The sequence below is a fragment of the Blastococcus sp. TF02A-35 genome (assembly GCF_004571075.1).
Classification (GTDB): Bacteria; Actinomycetota; Actinomycetes; order Mycobacteriales; family Geodermatophilaceae; genus Blastococcus.
In genome coordinates, this window is sequence record NZ_SPQP01000001.1 from 1 (window position 1) to 15,586 (window position 15,586).

Sequence of the window (15,586 nt, forward strand, 5' to 3'; positions counted from 1 at the left end):
GTAGATGCCGACCGCGGTCTGGCCGTCGGCGAGCAGCCGCCGGGTCACCGGGAGGACGGGCGCGTCGAGGGCCGCGAACTCCTCGCGGCTCGGGGTGGTGACGCCGAACCTCACGACCGCACCCCCGTGACCGCCGTGTGCTGCGGACGGCGGCCGAGCGCGGCGTCGGCGCGGTCGCGCCAGCCCGGGCCGTGCAGCCGTCGCATCAGGACGTCGTCGGCGTTGCCGGCCTGCACCCGCACGCTGACCCAGCGGTCGGCCGGACGCACCGGGTGGGTGATCCAGCGCTCGCCGCGGACCAGGCGGGAGCCGGTGTCCATGACGCGCAGCGCGAGGTCGGAGTCCTCGCGGAAGGCGCGCGGGAAGCGCTCGTCGAAGCCGCCGACCGCGGCGAGGGCCGCCCGCCGGTAGGCCAGGTCGGCGGTGATCCAGCTGGACGTGGCCAGGCCGGCGGTGCCGCGCTCCCAGTCCGTGGGGCGGCGGTCGGCGGGCAGCGGCACGCGGACGCGCCCCTGGCTGCCCGCGACGTCCGCCGGCAGCGCGGCGAGGTCGGCCGCGAGCCGCTCGTACCAGTCGGGGTCGGTCACCACGTCGTCGTCGAGGAAGGCGATCCAGCCGGTCCGCGCCGTGCGCCAGCCGAGGTTGCGCGCGCGGGCCGGCCCGCCACCGCCGGTGCGGACGACCCGGACCGGTGGGAGGCCGGGCCGCTCGGGCCGCAGCGGCTCCCCCACCGGGCGGTCGTCGACCAGGACCAGCTCGGCCGGGCGCGGCCCCGGAGCCGCGGCGAGCGCGTCGAGCAGCACGTCGAGCGAGGGACGCCCGATCGTCGGCACGACGACGGTCACCTGCTCGAGCATGATCACGTCCTGCCCGATCCCCGGGCGGCGAAACACTACGGGCTTGAAGTGTTCCCCGGGCGGCGTCGACCGCCGGGGCCGGTCCCGGGGGCGTCAGCGGTGGTCGCGGGTGGCGACCGAGACCCGGGCCAGGGCGTCGGTCACGACGCCCGCGTCGTCACCGAGCAGCCCGAGCAGGTGGGTCACCATCGCGTCGTGCGTGGCGGTCGCCGCCTCGACCCGCTGCCGGCCGGCGGGCGTCAGCCGTGCGTGCAGCAGCCGCCGGTCGCCCTCCCCGCGCTCGCGGACGACCAGCCCCTGGGCGACCAGCCGGTCGATCGTGCTGGTCATCCCCGGTCTGGAGAGCCCGACGGCCTCGGCGACGTCCCCCATGGACGCTCGCTCGCCCGGCGACTCGGCGATGCGCCGCAACGCCTCGAAACCGGTGAGCGAGAGGTCGTGGTGGCGGTGGAGCGCGGAGTCGACCCGCCGGGTGATCCGGTCGTGCACCTGGACGATGCGCAACCACGTCTCGGCGGGGCGGGGAGCGACTCCGGGAAGAGTGGCGGTGTCCCGGGGGACACCACGCGCGAGCGCGTCCTCGGACCGTGGCACGAGGCGGGGGTCCCCTGATCGGGGGACCCCGAAACCGCACTCAGCCGGTGGGCACCGCGTGTCGGCCGCGCCGCTCGGCGCGTTGCCGTCCGGCGACCGAGACCAGACCGGCTGCGGCACCGACGAGCGCGACCGCGGCGGCGACGAGCGAGGCCAGCGAGAGCGCACCCCCGGAGGTGCTCACCGCCCCCTCGGCGGCGGCGACCTGCAGGTCCACCCCGGTCGTGACGGCGGAGTCGGCCCCCACCAGGTCGAGGGTGGCGGGGCCTGCCTCGGCGGCGTCCGGGATGCGCACGTCGACGCGCACCTCGCCGTCGGGGCCCGCCGTGGCCGTGGCGATCACGGCCTCGGTGCCCCGCAGCAGGATGTCCACCCGCTCACCGGGCTGGAAGCCGGCTCCGCGCAGCGTGACGGTCCCGCCCGGGGTGACCTGGCCGCCCCCGGTGCCGCTCCCGCCGTCGGGGCGTCCCGGCGTCGTCGCGCCCGTCGGGTCGGGGGTGCGGGAGGGGGCGTCCGTGGTCGGGCTGGGCGCCGGGCGCGAGGAGCTGGTGGGGGTGTTCGACCGCGAGCCGGTGCCGGTGGACCCCGTGCCGGGCGCGGAGGGGGCCGGGCTCGACGGCTCGACCGTGGCGGTGGGCGTCGACGGCGGGGTCACCGGCGGGTTCAGCGCCGCCTCGCAGTCCTCCGTCGTCGGGCGGGTGAGCGTGTAGTCCTCGAGCTCGTCGACGTAGGTGACGCCGGAGCCGTCGGCGGCGGCGAACTCCAGCCGGGGGTCGATGGTCTCGCCGGGGGCGACGTCGCGGGTCTGCAGGACCGCGGTGCCCTGGGCGACGAGGGTGACCTCGTCCTCACCGGCGGGCGTGCGGGTCGTGGCGAGACGGACGGTGTAGGGGACCGTGCCGCCGGCCAGCTCCACCACGATGCCGCCGGGCTGGCAGCTCGGTCCGCGGGTGACCTGCACGCCGGGACGGGAGGGGTCGTCGACCGCCGCGGCGGGGGTCGTGACGGACAGCAGGACCGCGAGCACACCGGTCACGACACCGGCGGAGAGGGCGGGGCGCACCGTCCGGGCCGACGTCGTCCGCGTCGGTCCGGCAGCTCGCTGGAACGTCGTGCTCAGCCCGTCCTCCGTTTCAGTGCGCTGGAGTTTCAGATGATGCCGGAAGTGACGCTTCGTTGCTACGCCGTTACGCGCGTGTCGCGCGTGTCGCGCGGTGTGTCGCGATTTCGTTCCCCGGCACGTCGCCGCCGAACCACCCGCCGGCCACCCGCCGGTCGCGATGAGATCGCGGTCACTACGGTGGCCGCGTGGACGAAGCGGGCGCAGGGCGGCGGCGGCAGAACGAGGTGTACCGGGCCGGGGTGTTCGGCCACTCCCCCGCGGTGCCGGTCGGCATCCGCCGGCTGCAGGAGCGGGCCAAGCGCGTGCTGGACGCCCGCGCGTACGCCTACGTGGCCGGTGGCGCCGGCGACGAGACGACCCAGCGCGCCAACCGCTCGGCCTTCGACCGGTGGGCCGTCGTCCCCCGGGTGCTGCGCGACGCGAGCGTCCGCGACACCTCCGTCGAGCTCTTCGGGCGCCGGCTGCCGGCACCCCTCCTGCTCGGCCCGGTCGGCGCCCTCGAGCTGGTGCACGCCGAGGCCGACCTCGCCGTCGCCCGGGCGGCTGCGGCCACCGGCGTCCCGATGGTCTTCTCCAACCAGGGCTCGCGCTCGATGGAGGAGTGCGCCGCGGCCATGGGCGACTCCCCCCGCTGGTTCCAGCTGTACTGGTCGACCTCCGACGAGCTGGTCGAGAGCCTGATCGGCCGCGCCGAGGCCGCCGGGTGCGAGGCCCTCGTGGTCACCCTCGACACCACGATGCTCGGCTGGCGCCCGCGCGACCTGGACCTCGGCCACCTGCCCTTCGCCCTGGGCAAGGGGATCGCGCAGTACACCTCCGACCCGGTCTTCCGCCGCCTGGTCGAGGAGCGCGCGGCCGCCCCCGGCCCGCGCGCGCCGCAGCCGCGCCCCACGCCCGCGGCCGTCAAGGCGCTGGTCACCATGGCGAAGGCCTGGCCCGGCTCGTTCCGCGACAACCTGCGCTCCCCCCTGCCGCGGGCCGCCGTCGAGACCTTCCTGGCCATCTACTCGCGCCCGTCGATCAGCTGGGACGACCTGGCCTGGCTGCGCTCGCGGACGAAGCTGCCGATCCTGCTCAAGGGCGTGCTGCACCCCGACGACGCCCGCCGCGCCCTGGACGAGGGCATGGACGGCCTGGTGGTGAGCACGCACGGCGGCCGGCAGGTCGACCGCTCGATCTCCGCGCTCGACGCGCTGCCCGAGGTCCTGGGCGCGGTCGCCGGCCGGGCGCCGGTCCTGCTCGACAGCGGCATCCGCAGCGGCGCCGACGTCTTCACCGCCGTGGCCCTCGGCGCGACCGCCGTCCTGCTCGGCCGGCCCTTCGCGTGGGGGCTGGCCCTGGCGGGCGAGCAGGGCGTCCGGCAGGTCGTCGAGGACGCCGTCGGCGAGTTCGACCTGACCCTCGGCCTCACCGGCCACACCGCCGTCGACCAGCTCTCCCCGGACGTCCTCCGCCGCGTCGGCTGACCCCGTCCCGCACCGCGGTCCGGCTCACACGGGGCCGGAGCGGATGATGACCCGGTGACCGAGCCGTCCCTGCGCACCCAGCTGTTCCGCCGCAAGCCCGTGGCGGCGCTCGTCGCGGAGAGCGAGCAGGACAGCGGCCTGGCCCGCCGCATGGGCCTGGTCCCGCTCATGTGCCTGGGCATCGGGTCGACCATCGGCACCGGCATCTTCTTCGTGCTGAGCACCGCGGTGCCCGAGGCCGGGCCCGCCGTCGTCGTCTCCTTCGTGCTCGCCGCGGTCACCGCGGCCCTGACCGCGCTCTGCTACGCGGAGCTGGCGTCGTCCATCCCGGCGTCGGGCTCCTCGTACTCCTACGCGTACGCGACGCTCGGCGAGGTCGTCGCCTACGGCGTGGGGTGGTGCCTGGTGCTGGAGTACGGCGTCAGCTCCTCGGCGGCGCGGTCGGCTGGAGCGAGTACGTCAACCAGCTGCTGTCGGACACCGTCGGCCTGCAGGTTCCGGAGGCCCTGTCCGCGGCGCCGGGCGCCGGCGGCTGGGTGAACCTGCCGGCGGTGGTGCTCGTGCTGCTGTGCGCCCTGCTCCTGGTGCGCGGGGTGCGGGAGTCCGCGACGGCGAACGTGGTGATGGTGGTCGTGAAGATCGCCGTGCTGCTGTTCTTCGCCGTCGTCGCCTTCACCGCCTTCGACTCGGGCAACTTCACCCCCTTCGCCCCGATGGGCGTGGCCGGCGTGAGCATGGCGGCGTCGTCGATCTTCTTCTCCTTCATCGGCCTGGACGCCGTCTCCACCGCGGGCGAGGAGGTGCGGGACGCGCGCCGGAACCTGCCGCTGGCGATCATCGGGGCGCTCGTCGTCGTCACCGTCGTCTACCTGCTGGTGGCGTTCTCCGCGGTCGGCGCCCAGCCCGCGGAGGGCTTCGAGGGCCAGGAGGCCGGGCTCGCCGTGATCCTGGAGGACGTGACCGGGTCGAGCTGGCCGGCCATCGTGCTCGCCGCCGGAGCCGTGGTGTCGATCTTCTCCGTCACGCTCGTGACAATGTACGGCCAGACGCGGATCCTGTACTCGATGAGCCGGGACGGCATGGTGCCGCAGTTCTTCAGCCGGGTCGACGCCCGCCGCCGGACGCCGGTGCGGGGCACGGTGGCCGTCGCCGTCTTCGTGGGCGCCCTGGCCGGGCTCGTGCCGCTGGACTTCCTCATCGACCTGACCAGCATGGGCACGCTCGTGGCCTTCACCGTGGTGTCCGTCGGCGTGATCGTGCTGCGGCGCATCGCCCCCGACCTGCCGCGGGGGGTTCCGGGTGCCGGGCTACCCCGTCGTGCCGGTGCTGTCGATCGCCTTCTGCGCGTACCTGGTTTCCGGGCTGTCCGGCGTGACCTTCGCCCTGTTCGCCGGCTGGCTGGCGCTCGCGGCGGTGCTCTACGTGACCTACGCGCGCAAGTACTCGAGGCTGCGGCAGGACACCTCGGCCGGCTCTTGACGAACCTCTGTGGCGTAGGTCACAGTAGGACCCGGGCGGGGGTAGCCGGGAACGAGTGGCTACCCACTGCTGGGTAGACCGACCAACGCGGCCAGACCGTCAGAGCCGGCCCCCCGCCCCACATCCCTCGCCGCCGGCGTTCTCGCGCGCTCGGAGCCGGCCGCACCGGGGTCCCGCCGTGTGATCATCCGGCACGACCGGACGGACGACGGCGAGGAGCACCATGACCAGCGGCATCGGGCAGACGGCGTCGCACGGTGCTCCGGCCCTCCGGCGAGGGTCGCCCTCGCTCGTGCTCGGCGCGACCATGGCCGTGGCCGCCCTGGCAGCCACCCTGGCGCCGGTCCGGGCCCGCGGGGCCGCGGCCGCGGCCTGCGACGTGCTGGAGCGCGGGGGCGCCGTCGGGCTGATGCTGGCGGCGGCCGTCCTCCTGGCCGTCAACGTCGCCGTGGCCATCGGGCTGTGGGCGGGGTTCCGGCGGCAGGGCTGGGCCGGCGTCGCCGCAGCGGTCGTGCTGGCGGTGGTGGCGCTCGCGCTGACGGCGGCAGCCTTCCTCCTGGTCACCGAGGTGCCGCCGGGCTACCCCACCCCGGGCAGCGCCTGCCCCGGGGGCCGGCCCACGTGGTGGCCGGGCTACCTGCCGGGCTGACGGGACGGCCCGGACGACGAAGCGGCCCCGCACTTCCGTCGAAGTGCGGGGCCGCTCGGTGTCTCAACCAGACGTGCACCCGAAGGGATTCGAACCCCTAACCTTCTGATCCGTAGTCAGATGCTCTATCCGTTGAGCTACGGGTGCGTGTGTTCAGTTGTCGTGCGCGGAGGCTCCGGGATTTGAACCCGGGATGGGGATTAACCCAAACCGCATTAGCAGTGCGGCGCCATAGACCGGACTAGGCGAAGCCTCCCGGGGTCCGAGTCACCTCGTAACCGCCGAGAAGAGAGACTACCAGCGCCTCCGGACGCCTCCCAGCGGGGGTCCCGCCGGCCCGCGTCGGGCCGGCGGGGCCAGGGAGCTCAGGCCGGCACCGACTCCCGCCGCTGCGCCGGGGCGGCCGTGCGCCGCCCCGGGACGAGCGTGACGACGACGGCCGCGGCAGCGCCGACGCAGGCGAGGACCAGCGAGCCGGGCACGCCTGCCGAGCCCTCGATGAGCGCGCCGCCCAGCGCGGCCCCGATGGCCGAGGCCCCGACGGTGATGGTCGACAGCCAGGTGAAGGCCTCGGTGGTGGCGTGCACCGGGGCGATCGAGCCGACCAGCGAGTTCTGCACGGTGAGGGTCGGCGCGATCGCCGTCCCGCCGAGGAAGAGCAGCACTCCCAGCGCCCACGGGCTGGAGATCCAGGCCAGGGGCGCCAGACCGATGGTCACGCCGAAGAGCAGCCAGCGGTACTGGCGCGGCAGCGAGGCGCTCAGCACCCGGGCGCCGAACCACAGGCCGCCGGCGACCGAGCCCAGCGCCCACACCGCGAGGAGCAGCCCGGAGATGCCGGGCCGGCCCGCGGAGTCGGCGAAGGCCGGGATGGCCACCTCGAGCGCACCGAAGCCGAGCATGAGGGCGGCGCCGCTGACCAGGACCCGCGGCATCCCGGGCGAGCGGACGGTCGAGAACAGCCCCGCCGAGGGAGCCACCTGCGGCACCCATGAGCGGGCGGCGCCGGCGACACCGAAGGCCCCGATCGCGCCCAGGGTGCCGGCCACACCGACGGCCCAGGCGGGCGCGGCGAGGACGGCGAGGGCGGCCACGAGGGCGGGGCCGACGACGAAGACGAGCTCGGTGGCCGTGGCGTCGAGGGCGTAGGCGGTCCCGCGGACGCGCGGGTCCGTGCGCGACCACAGGGCGCGGACGGTCCCGGAGACCAGCGGCGTCGCGGCGCCGGCCATGCCGGAGGCGGCGATGACGGCGGCGTCGGGCGCCCCACCGAGGACGACGACGAGCAGCGCGGCGAGCAGCAGCGGGTAGAGCGCGGCCTGGGTGAGCAGCAGGCGGCGCGGCCCGCGGCGGTCGGCGAGACGGCCGAGGACCGGCGCCATCACGGCCGACGCGACGCCCAGCGTCGCCGCCGCGAGACCCGCGACGGCGTAGGAACCGGTCTGCTGCTGCACCATGAGCAGCAACGCGAGCGGCACCATGGACGACGGGAGACGGCCGGCGAAGCCGGCGAGCAGGAGCACCGGGGCGGAGGGAAGCCGCCAGACGGTGAGGTAGGCACGCACGCTGGAACTCGTTTCGCACTGCAGGGAAGGGAACGGTAGGGGGTCAAATGACGTTGACCGCCTACGGAGTCCCACAGTAGGGACAGGACGGTAGGGAGTCAATTGGACTACGACACCTACGGGTCAAGTGCCGTCGAACTGGCCATCGACCTGGCCAACGCCGACCTTGAGCCGGACGACGGCGTGTCGCGCTTCCTGGCGTCGCACGACGAGTGGTTCACGCCCGGGACGTCGCTGGACCTGACGCCGGCCGAGGCGGAGCGGACCCTGGCCACGGCCCTGCTGGTGCGCGCCGTCGCCCTGGCGGAGTCGCAGCCCGAGGTGCTCACCCGGCTGAACCAGCTGCTGGCGCTGGCCCGGCCGCGCCCGTACGCCACCGACCACGACGGCGAGCTGCACCTGCACTACGCGCGCCCGGACGCGCCGGCGCTGGAGCAGCTGACGACCACGGTGGCGATGGGCCTGTCGCAGGTCGTGGTCCAGCACGGCTGGCAGCGGCTCGGGGTGTGCTCGGCCGAGGGCTGCGACGACGTCTACGTCGACACCTCGCGCAACGCCAGCCGCCGCTACTGCTCCAACACCTGCGCCAGCCGCTCGACCGTCGCCGCCTACCGGGCCCGCCAGAAGTCCTGACGGCACCGGGGCGACACGCGATCGAGGAGCGACCGCGCCCCGGCAGGGAGCGGCATGATCCGCGCCATGTCGGACGCACGCGCACGCCTGGGACTGGTCGGGGAGATCGCCTGGCTGGTCCTCTCGACCGCGCTGCTCGTCGCCGCCATCGCCGGGCCGCTGCGCGAGGAGTCGACGTGGGCCGTGGCGTTCGGCCTGCTCCTGGTCGTCAACACGGTCGTCGTCGGCCGGCGGGTGCGCGACAGGGCGAGAGCCATGTCGGCCGGGTCCTGACGACGCCACCCCTTGGCCATGGCCGGCGCGCATGCCCCGAACGGGTTCCAGGGGATCGGCGCCCCGACCCGGCTCCACTAGCGTCGGCCCGTGCGCTCACCCCGGGACCTCGATGCGCGGCTCCACTCCTACGTCGGGTCCCTGCCCACGACGCCGGCCGACCGCTGGCTACGCCGCCTCTCCGCCTTCGCCGACCGCGGCAAGCTCTGGTTCCTGGTCGCGCTCGTGGTGGGCAGCCGCCGCGGGCCGCTGCGCCGCGGCGCCATCCGGGGCGTCGGCTCCATGCTCTTCTCCAGCGCGGTGGTCAACGTCGTCCTGAAGCGGGTGTTCGGCCGGGTGCGCCCGGACCTGGAGAACCTGCAGACCCACCGCCGGCTGCGGCGCGAGCCGGGCAGCCTGTCCTTCCCGAGCGGCCACTCGAGCTCGGCGGCGGCGTTCGTCACCGGGCTGGCGATGGAGAGCCCGGCCGCCGGCGCCGCGCTGGCCCCGCTGGCGCTGGGCGTCGGCTACTCCCGGGTGCACGTGGGGGTCCACTACCCCGGCGACGTGCTCGCGGGCCTCGCGGTCGGCGGCGCGGTGGCCGCGGCCAGCCAGCACTGGTGGGCGCGCCGGCCGATGCAGCCGGCCCGCGTCCGCCCCACCTCCGCCGCCCCCGCGCTGCCCGGCGGCGAAGGGCTCGTGGTGGCGGTCAACCCGCGCTCGGGCCCCGACGAGTACGACCCGGCCGAGGACATCCGCCGGCTCCTCCCCCGCGCCGAGGTGCTGGAGATGAGCGAGGAGCGGGGCGTCGCGGAGCTGCTCGGCGAGGCCGCCGCCTCCGGCCGGGCGTCGGCGCTGGGCGTGGCCGGCGGGGACGGCAGCGTCGCCGCGGCCGCCGCCGTGGCGCTGGAGCACGGCCTGCCGCTGGCCGTCATCCCCGCCGGCACGCTCAACCACTTCGCCCGCGACGTCGGCCTGCACACCCCGCAGGACGCCGTCGACGCGGTGCTCGCCGGCCAGGCGGTGAAGGTGGACGTCGCCGAGGTGAACGGGACGCCGTTCCTCAACACCTCGAGCATCGGCGCGTACCCGGAGATGGTGCGGCGGCGGGACCGCATGGCCGCCAGGCTCGGCAAGTGGCTGGCGCTGAGCGTCGCCGCCGCGCAGGTGCTGCGCACCGGGACGCCGGTCGAGCTGGAGGTCAACGGGGACCGGCTGCGCACCTGGATCCTGTTCATCGGCAACTGCACCTACACCCCGCGCGGGCTCGCCCCGGCGTACCGGCCGCGGCTGGAGGACGGGCTGCTCGACGTCCAGTACCTGCGGGCCGACCTGCGCTTCGGCCGCACCCGTGCGGTCCTCGCGACCCTGCTCGGGGTGAGCGAGCACGCCCGCAGCTACGGGCACTTCGCCGCCGCGGAGGTGCGGGTGGTCGCGCGCACCGGCCCGGAGCGGGTCGCCTACGACGGCGAGATGGGCGAGCCGGCGACGGAGTTCCTGTTCCGCAAGCGCGAGCCGCTCACCGTCTACTGCTGCCGCACCCGCTGACGGCGGCGGGCCCACCAGCGGGCGGCCCATGTCAGGACGACGGCAGCGACCACCCCGACCGCCGCGCCGGTGGAGTTGGTGACGACGTCGACGGGCGTGGGCTGACGCCCGGGCAGGAACACCTGGGCCGCCTCCACAGCGGCCGACACCGCGACGCACAGCAGCCAGACCAGCAGCCGGGGTACCCGCGGCAGCGCGAAGCACAGCAGCAGGCCGACCGGCACGAAGACCAGCACGTTGGCCGCCCGCTCGACGTCGCCGCTGTCCACCCACTGCAGGCCGTCGATGCGCCCCACCTCCCGGGCGCCGACCGCGAAGACGGCTCCCGGCGAGGCACCGAGGGTGAGCGAGGCGAGGAGCGCCAGGTAGGCGACCAGGGCGACGGCGGCCCCCCGACGGCCCATGACCAGCGGCGACCCGGGCTGCGCCGTCACCCCGAGCCGTAGACGACGGCGCCGGCGGCGAACAGGGGCAGCGACACGAAGAGGAAGACGCCGATGGACGTGAGCGCCTCGTCCTCCCCCGGCTCGTCCATGCCGGGGCCGTCGCCCAGGAATGCCCGCGTCTCCATCATCGCCCCGCGCGAGAGCAGGGTCCCGCCGCCGAGGGCGAGCAGCCCCGCGACGACGAGCATGCTCAGCCCGAACCGCGACCGGAAGGCGTCACCGCTCGCCGCGGCCCACACCCCCGCGGCGGCCGCCGCCAGCAGCGCGCCGACGGCGATCATCACGGCTGCCTGCCGGAGCCCCTGGACGATGTGCACGGCGCCACGCTAGAGAACGGGCCGGCGTTCCGGAACGACCTCGCACCCAGGCCCGGGGATTGCGAGATGGATCTTCCGGGCAGTGCACCCCGGACTCCCCCAGTGACATCGAGGAAAGAGGTCACCATGCTGGTTCGCCGGATCGCCCGGCCCCTGCTCGCCGCTCCGTTCGTGTACGGAGGCATCAGCACCCTGCGCAAGCCGCAGGACCGCGTGCCGGGCGCCCGCCCCGTGGTGGAGAAGATCGCCGAGACCGCCGACAAGCAGCTGCCGGTCCAGGTGCCCCAGGACGTCGAGCAGTGGGTGAAGATCGACGCCGCCGTGAGGGTGGCCGCCGGCTCGCTGTTCGCGCTGAACAAGTTCCCGCGGCTGACCGCGCTGGTGCTCTCGGCGTCGATCGTGCCGACGACGCTGGCCGGTCACCGCTTCTGGGAGCACGACGACCCGACCGAGCGCTTCGGCCAGATCTCGAACTTCCTGAAGAACAGCGGCCTGCTGGGCGGTCTGCTGCTGGCCGCCGTCGACACCGAGGGCAAGCCGTCGGTGGGCTACCGCACGCGCCGCGCGGCGAAGAGGGCCGCCGACGCCACGGAGAAGAACTTCGAGAAGGCGCAGAAGCGCGCCGCCAAGGCCCAGAAGCAGGCGGAGAAGCGCCTGAAGAAGGCCTCCCGCTGAGCGCTCCGCTCCCGCCCGCGGCCGCGCTCCGGAGGATCGCCTTCCTCCTGGAGCGCGCCCGCGAGGCCAGCTACCGCGTCAGTGCCTACCGCACCGCCGCGGCGGTGGTCGACGGCCTCGGTGCCGAGCAGCTCGACCTGAAGATCCGCACGAACACGCTCAAGGACCTCAAGGGCGTCGGCCCGAAGACCGCGGCCGTGATCGTGCAGGCGCACAAGGGCCAGGTGCCCGAGTACCTCGCGTCGCTGGAGGAGGCCTACGCCGAGCAGCTGCCGGCGGCCGACGACGTCGCCGCGTTCCGGGCGGCGCTCAAGGGCGACCTGCACGCGCACTCGGACTGGTCCGACGGCGGCAGCCCGATCCGGGAGATGGCCGAGGCAGCGATCGCGCTGGGCCACGAGTACCTCGCGCTCACCGACCACTCCCCACGCCTCACCGTGGCCAACGGGCTGAGCCCGGAACGGCTGGAGAAGCAGCTGGACGTGGTGGCGGCGCTGAACGAGGAGCTGGCGCCCTTCCGGATCCTCACCGGTATCGAGTGCGACATCAACCCCGACGGCAGCCTCGACCAGACCGACGAGCTGCTGGGCCGGCTCGACGTCGTCGTCGCAAGCGTGCACTCCGAGCTGCGCGCCCCGCGGGCCCAGATGACCGAGCGCATGCTGGCCGCCGTCGCCAACCCGCACACCGACGTGCTGGGCCACTGCACCGGGCGGCTGGTGATCGGCCGCAAGCAGCGCAACGGCGAGCAGAAGCCGCGCCCGGAGAGCGAGTTCGACGCCGAGGCCGTGTTCACCGCCTGCGTGGAGAACGGCACCGCCGTCGAGATCAACTCCCGGCCCGAGCGGCTGGACCCGCCGCGGAGACTGCTGAGCCTGGCCGTCGAGCTCGGCTGCGAGTTCTCCATCGACACCGACGCGCACGCCCCCGGGCAGCTGGACTGGCAGTACAACGGCTGCGAGCGGGCGATCGAGTGCGGCGTCCCGGTGGAGCGCGTCATCAACACCCGCTCGGCCGACGACCTCCTGGCCTGGACCGAGGGCTGACCGCAGCCGGCCGGGTCACACCCGCCACATGAGTCACAGCAGGCTCACGAGCGCTCACGAACGGTGATACACACCGAGGTGGTCCGGCTCGTCGTGCGCAATTCACGGCGCGTCCATCCGCTCGCGGCGAGCAGGGGGTACACCCGGACCTGAACCAATCGACACGCCCGCTCGGCCGGGCGGCGGACCGGGACGGGAGTGGTCGACATGGCCCAGCCACTGTTCACCGAGCGTCCCGGCGACCCGCGTGCCCCGCGCCCGGCGCTGCGGTCCGTGCCGGCCCGGGCCGAGGAGCCGGGGCGGCCCTCGCCGCTGCACGTGCACTGGTTCCGCTGGAGCGGTGAGGACGCGTTCAGCGGCTCGTCGCTGTACACCTGCCGCTGCGGGCAGGTCCGACCCGGCCTCTGAGCCGGCTCAGGCGCCGGCGCGCCTCGCCCGCCACTCGGCCGCGCGCCGCGCGAGCGCCGTCGCGGTACGTCCGCCCGGCCCGTAGGGGACGACGACGGTCGAGAGCGTGCGCCGGGCCGGCCACAGCTGGTTGAACAGCTCGTTGTCCGGCACGGTGAGCGAGTCGAACCAGGCCGCGTGGCTCTCGCCCATCGTCTCCGCCCAGTGCCGGACCAGCTGCGCGCCGGGACGGTAGTCGCCCAGGTCCTCGTCGTAGGCCGACCGCAGGTGGATGCGGCCGTCACCGGCGACGAGGTTGCAGGCGATGGCGGCGACCCGGTCGCCGACCGACAGCACGGGCAGCTCCAGGCGCCCGGCGGCGCGCAGCCCGTCGCAGACCTCCCGGAACCAGGCGGCGTGCGCCGCGCGGCTGGCCAGTGCCGTGCCGCGCGCACCCTTCCACCCGGCGGCCTCCAGCCGCAGGAAGTCCTCGACGGCGGCGGGGTCGTCCGACCGGTCGACGAGCTGCACCGGCCCGAGGTCGGCAGCCATCGCGTCCATCGACTCGCGGAGCTTGGTGTAGCGGCGCCGGCGGTTGGACTTGACCGCCGGCCCGCCCTCGCGCAGGAGGAGGGCGCGCTCGTAGGTCTTGAGCCGGACGGCCCGCTGGCCGCGCTGCGCGAGCGCCGCGTCCAGGGCAGCGGCCACCGGCCCGTTCTCCGGGAAGTAGCGCATGAGCAGCGCCGGGATCCCGGGCACGGTGCCGGGCCGGAGCAGCGCGGCCATGGCAGGGACGGCGGCGTCGCGGTCGAGGAGCGGCGCGCCGAGCTGCTGGAACGGCTCGACCCAGGTCTGCAGCACCGGCACCGGCACGCTGCGGCCCTCGCCCAGCGGGACCCGGACCGGCCAGGTCACCGGCAGCACCGCCTCGAGCCGCGCCCCGCGGGCCACGGTGAGCAGGCCCGCGTGCCCGCGGTCGGCGAGGTGCCGCATCGCGGGCAGCACCGTCTCCGGCTCGGCGAACGGGTTCGCCTCGGCCGCCCGGCCGGCGAGGTCACGCCACGCCCCGACCACCTCGGGGGTCAGGTCGGGCAGTCGGAGGAGAGCGGTCCGCCGGTCGGTCGCGGCCCGGCCCTGCTCCGACGGCGAGGGGTTCAGGTCGGTGGCCACGAGGGCGACGCTAGAGATCCAGGCGCCCGAACGGGGCGTGGGAGGACCTCGTACTGCTCGAAGGGGTCGGGTTCGACGGTGGACCGGGTACACCGGAACCGGCGGGTGTCAGGATCTGCGGCATGTCCTCCGTCGCGGCGTCCGGCACCACGCCGCCGGACGAGCGCCAGGACACCCGGCGGAGCCGGCTCGCCGGCCTGAGCCGCCTCCGGTTCGTGGGCGTCGGGCTGGTCGGCCAGGTCCTGACCCTGGCGGCCATGGTGATCCCGATCCTGGCGCGCGAGGGCCGGATGGTGTTCGTCCTCGTCTTCGCCACCGCCGTGGCCGGGCTGGTCGTGGACGCCGCGATGCTGGCCTACCCCTACCTCTACCCCGTGGTCCGCGGCCCGCGGATGGCGCGGGTGGCCACGGCCGTCTCGCTCGTGTCCCTCGCCGTCGTCTCCAGCGCCGTCGCGCTGGGCACGCCGCTGGAGGACCGGCTGGGCATGCCGGCGGGCACGTTCGCCGCGGCCGGGCTGCTCACCGCCACGTGGGGCAGCTACTCGATCGTGGTCACCCGGCTGGTGCGTGCCGGGGACACCGCAGGACTCGGGCTCAGCCGGGTCTTCTACGGCGTGGCCGTGCTCCTCACGGTGCTCGTCGTGGTGCTCGTCGACGTCGGGCCGCTCGGGCTCACCCTCGCCACGGCGCTGGCGTACGTGCTGGCCGGGGCGGCCCTCGCGCTGCGCCGGTCGCACTGGACGCCCCGCCCCGCACCCCTCAGCGCCGCCAGCCGGCGCCGCCTGCGTCGCGCCTACCTCCGCCGCACCGTGCGCCCGGCAGCGGCGCGGCTGGCCAACGGCTGGACGACGCTGCTGCCCGGCCTCGCACTGCCGGGCCTGGGGGCCGCCGCCGAGCCGTGGTCGGTCGTCACCCGGATCTGCGGCGGGTTCGCCACGGTGATGATGGCCGTCCTGTCCCCGCCGCTGGACGCGCGGCTGAGCCGGGCGGTCCGGGAGCGTGACCGGGCCGGCTTCACCGCCGCCCGTCGCGCCGCCGTCCTGCTCGGGCTGGTGATGGCTGCGCTGGGCGTCTTCCTCTCCCTGGAGCTGGCCGCCCACGCCACCTCCGGTGAGGTGGACGAGTGGCTGCTGCCGGTCGCGGTCGCCACCGTGCTGTTCTGGGGCTCGCTGCTGGCGACGACGTCGCTCAACCGGCTGCCGAACTTCCTCCGGCGGGACTCCGCCCGCCTGGTGTGGGACGTCGTCCGCGCCGCGCTGCTCAGCGTGGCGTTCCTGGCCACCGAGGGCACGGACCGGCTGATCGCCATGGGCGTCGTCCTCGCGGTGTCGGCCGTGGCCCTGGTGCCGCTGACCCGCTGGCCGACCCGCGCCTGACGC

The 15,586-nt window shown here is 75.2% G+C and carries 18 protein-coding genes, 2 tRNA genes and 1 pseudogene; 12 read left to right on the forward strand and 9 right to left on the reverse strand.

Features of this window, described 5'->3' with window-relative positions; all coding sequences use genetic code 11:
- Window positions 1–110: 110 nt before the first annotated feature.
- The 3 genes from E4P43_RS00005 to E4P43_RS00015 all read right to left on the reverse strand — a co-directional run bounded on the left by E4P43_RS00005 (window position 111) and on the right by E4P43_RS00015 (window position 2,487).
- On the reverse strand, window positions 111–857 hold the full coding sequence (locus E4P43_RS00005; RefSeq protein WP_245158832.1) for a glycosyltransferase: 747 nt from the start codon (window positions 855–857) through the stop codon (window positions 111–113).
- 93 nt (window positions 858–950) lie between these two features.
- Window positions 951–1,361, reverse strand: a complete 411-nt coding sequence (locus tag E4P43_RS00010; protein ID WP_245158833.1) for a MarR family transcriptional regulator — start codon at window positions 1,359–1,361, stop codon at window positions 951–953.
- Between the two features lie 130 nt (window positions 1,362–1,491).
- Window positions 1,492–2,487: a hypothetical protein gene (locus tag E4P43_RS00015; RefSeq protein WP_135143371.1), complete on the reverse strand. Its 996-nt coding sequence runs from the start codon at window positions 2,485–2,487 to the stop codon at window positions 1,492–1,494.
- A gap of 272 nt (window positions 2,488–2,759) precedes the next feature.
- Here E4P43_RS00015 and E4P43_RS00020 point away from each other — a divergent pair, with 272 nt between their 5' ends.
- The 5 genes and pseudogenes from E4P43_RS00020 to E4P43_RS00030 all read left to right on the forward strand — a co-directional run bounded on the left by E4P43_RS00020 (window position 2,760) and on the right by E4P43_RS00030 (window position 6,168).
- Window positions 2,760–4,040: an alpha-hydroxy-acid oxidizing protein gene (locus E4P43_RS00020; protein WP_135143372.1), complete on the forward strand. Its 1,281-nt coding sequence runs from the start codon at window positions 2,760–2,762 to the stop codon at window positions 4,038–4,040.
- Window positions 4,041–4,094: 54 nt separating this feature from the next.
- Complete coding sequence (locus tag E4P43_RS20710) at window positions 4,095–4,580, forward strand: amino acid permease (protein WP_280790914.1); 486 nt, start codon at window positions 4,095–4,097, stop codon at window positions 4,578–4,580.
- A pseudogene (locus tag E4P43_RS00025) lies at window positions 4,529–5,269 on the forward strand (amino acid permease); the annotation flags it as partial. The gene E4P43_RS20710 and the pseudogene E4P43_RS00025, both read left to right, overlap by 52 nt.
- Window positions 5,270–5,363: 94 nt before the next feature.
- On the forward strand, window positions 5,364–5,519 hold the full coding sequence (locus tag E4P43_RS20310; protein ID WP_245158856.1) for a hypothetical protein: 156 nt from the start codon (window positions 5,364–5,366) through the stop codon (window positions 5,517–5,519).
- 223 nt (window positions 5,520–5,742) lie between these two features.
- On the forward strand, window positions 5,743–6,168 hold the full coding sequence (locus E4P43_RS00030) for a hypothetical protein (protein WP_135143373.1): 426 nt from the start codon (window positions 5,743–5,745) through the stop codon (window positions 6,166–6,168).
- Window positions 6,169–6,242: 74 nt separating this feature from the next.
- Here E4P43_RS00030 and E4P43_RS00035 read toward each other — a convergent pair.
- From E4P43_RS00035 to E4P43_RS00045, 3 genes are all read right to left on the reverse strand, one after another.
- A tRNA-Arg gene (locus tag E4P43_RS00035) sits at window positions 6,243–6,315 on the reverse strand.
- A 20-nt stretch (window positions 6,316–6,335) separates the two neighbouring features.
- Window positions 6,336–6,424 (reverse strand) — tRNA-Ser (locus E4P43_RS00040).
- A gap of 109 nt (window positions 6,425–6,533) precedes the next feature.
- On the reverse strand, window positions 6,534–7,733 hold the full coding sequence (locus tag E4P43_RS00045) for an MFS transporter (RefSeq protein WP_135143374.1): 1,200 nt from the start codon (window positions 7,731–7,733) through the stop codon (window positions 6,534–6,536).
- Window positions 7,734–7,835: 102 nt separating this feature from the next.
- On the opposite strand from E4P43_RS00045, the gene E4P43_RS00050 reads away from it, so the two are divergent.
- From E4P43_RS00050 to E4P43_RS00060, 3 genes are all read left to right on the forward strand, one after another.
- Window positions 7,836–8,366: a CGNR zinc finger domain-containing protein gene (locus E4P43_RS00050; RefSeq protein WP_135143375.1), complete on the forward strand. Its 531-nt coding sequence runs from the start codon at window positions 7,836–7,838 to the stop codon at window positions 8,364–8,366.
- A 66-nt stretch (window positions 8,367–8,432) separates the two neighbouring features.
- Window positions 8,433–8,639, forward strand: coding sequence for a hypothetical protein (locus E4P43_RS00055; protein WP_135143376.1), 207 nt, complete (start codon window positions 8,433–8,435; stop codon window positions 8,637–8,639).
- A 90-nt stretch (window positions 8,640–8,729) separates the two neighbouring features.
- A complete protein-coding gene (locus E4P43_RS00060) occupies window positions 8,730–10,166 on the forward strand; it encodes a phosphatase PAP2 family protein (protein WP_135143377.1) in 1,437 nt (478 codons plus the stop codon).
- Here the strand turns inward: E4P43_RS00060 and E4P43_RS00065 are convergent.
- Entirely contained in the window at window positions 10,145–10,600 is a 456-nt protein-coding gene (locus E4P43_RS00065) for a VanZ family protein (protein WP_135143378.1), read from the reverse strand. The two genes, E4P43_RS00060 and E4P43_RS00065, sit on opposite strands and share 22 nt — an antisense overlap.
- Window positions 10,597–10,929, reverse strand: a complete 333-nt coding sequence (locus E4P43_RS00070; protein WP_135143379.1) for a hypothetical protein — start codon at window positions 10,927–10,929, stop codon at window positions 10,597–10,599. Before E4P43_RS00070 ends, E4P43_RS00065 begins: the two co-directional genes overlap by 4 nt.
- Window positions 10,930–11,055: 126 nt before the next feature.
- On the opposite strand from E4P43_RS00070, the gene E4P43_RS00075 reads away from it, so the two are divergent.
- The 3 genes from E4P43_RS00075 to E4P43_RS00085 all read left to right on the forward strand — a co-directional run bounded on the left by E4P43_RS00075 (window position 11,056) and on the right by E4P43_RS00085 (window position 13,058).
- The gene (locus E4P43_RS00075) at window positions 11,056–11,604 is read left to right on the forward strand and encodes a DoxX family protein (RefSeq protein ID WP_135143380.1); all 549 of its coding nucleotides are present in this window, start codon (window positions 11,056–11,058) and stop codon (window positions 11,602–11,604) included.
- On the forward strand, window positions 11,601–12,650 hold the full coding sequence (locus E4P43_RS00080; RefSeq protein ID WP_135143524.1) for a PHP domain-containing protein: 1,050 nt from the start codon (window positions 11,601–11,603) through the stop codon (window positions 12,648–12,650). Before E4P43_RS00075 ends, E4P43_RS00080 begins: the two co-directional genes overlap by 4 nt.
- Window positions 12,651–12,857: 207 nt before the next feature.
- Window positions 12,858–13,058, forward strand: coding sequence for a hypothetical protein (locus E4P43_RS00085; protein WP_135143381.1), 201 nt, complete (start codon window positions 12,858–12,860; stop codon window positions 13,056–13,058).
- A 6-nt stretch (window positions 13,059–13,064) separates the two neighbouring features.
- Here the strand turns inward: E4P43_RS00085 and E4P43_RS00090 are convergent, their stop codons facing one another.
- Window positions 13,065–14,207 (reverse strand): GNAT family N-acetyltransferase, encoded by a 1,143-nt coding sequence (locus tag E4P43_RS00090; RefSeq protein ID WP_135143382.1) that lies wholly within the window; start codon window positions 14,205–14,207, stop codon window positions 13,065–13,067.
- 122 nt (window positions 14,208–14,329) lie between these two features.
- On the opposite strand from E4P43_RS00090, the gene E4P43_RS00095 reads away from it, so the two are divergent.
- Window positions 14,330–15,583, forward strand: a complete 1,254-nt coding sequence (locus tag E4P43_RS00095; RefSeq protein WP_135143383.1) for a hypothetical protein — start codon at window positions 14,330–14,332, stop codon at window positions 15,581–15,583.
- Window positions 15,584–15,586: the final 3 nt, after the last annotated feature.

Coding starts and splice junctions, on each gene's coding strand:
- E4P43_RS00095 (WP_135143383.1), top strand. CDS start 14,330: ATGTCCTCCGTCGCGGCGTCCGGCACCACGCCGCCGGACGAGCGCCAG.
- E4P43_RS00005 (WP_245158832.1), bottom strand. CDS start 857: ATGCTCGAGCAGGTGACCGTCGTCGTGCCGACGATCGGGCGTCCCTCG.
- E4P43_RS00085 (WP_135143381.1), top strand. CDS start 12,858: ATGGCCCAGCCACTGTTCACCGAGCGTCCCGGCGACCCGCGTGCCCCG.
- E4P43_RS00030 (WP_135143373.1), top strand. CDS start 5,743: ATGACCAGCGGCATCGGGCAGACGGCGTCGCACGGTGCTCCGGCCCTC.
- E4P43_RS00055 (WP_135143376.1), top strand. CDS start 8,433: ATGTCGGACGCACGCGCACGCCTGGGACTGGTCGGGGAGATCGCCTGG.
- E4P43_RS00075 (WP_135143380.1), top strand. CDS start 11,056: ATGCTGGTTCGCCGGATCGCCCGGCCCCTGCTCGCCGCTCCGTTCGTG.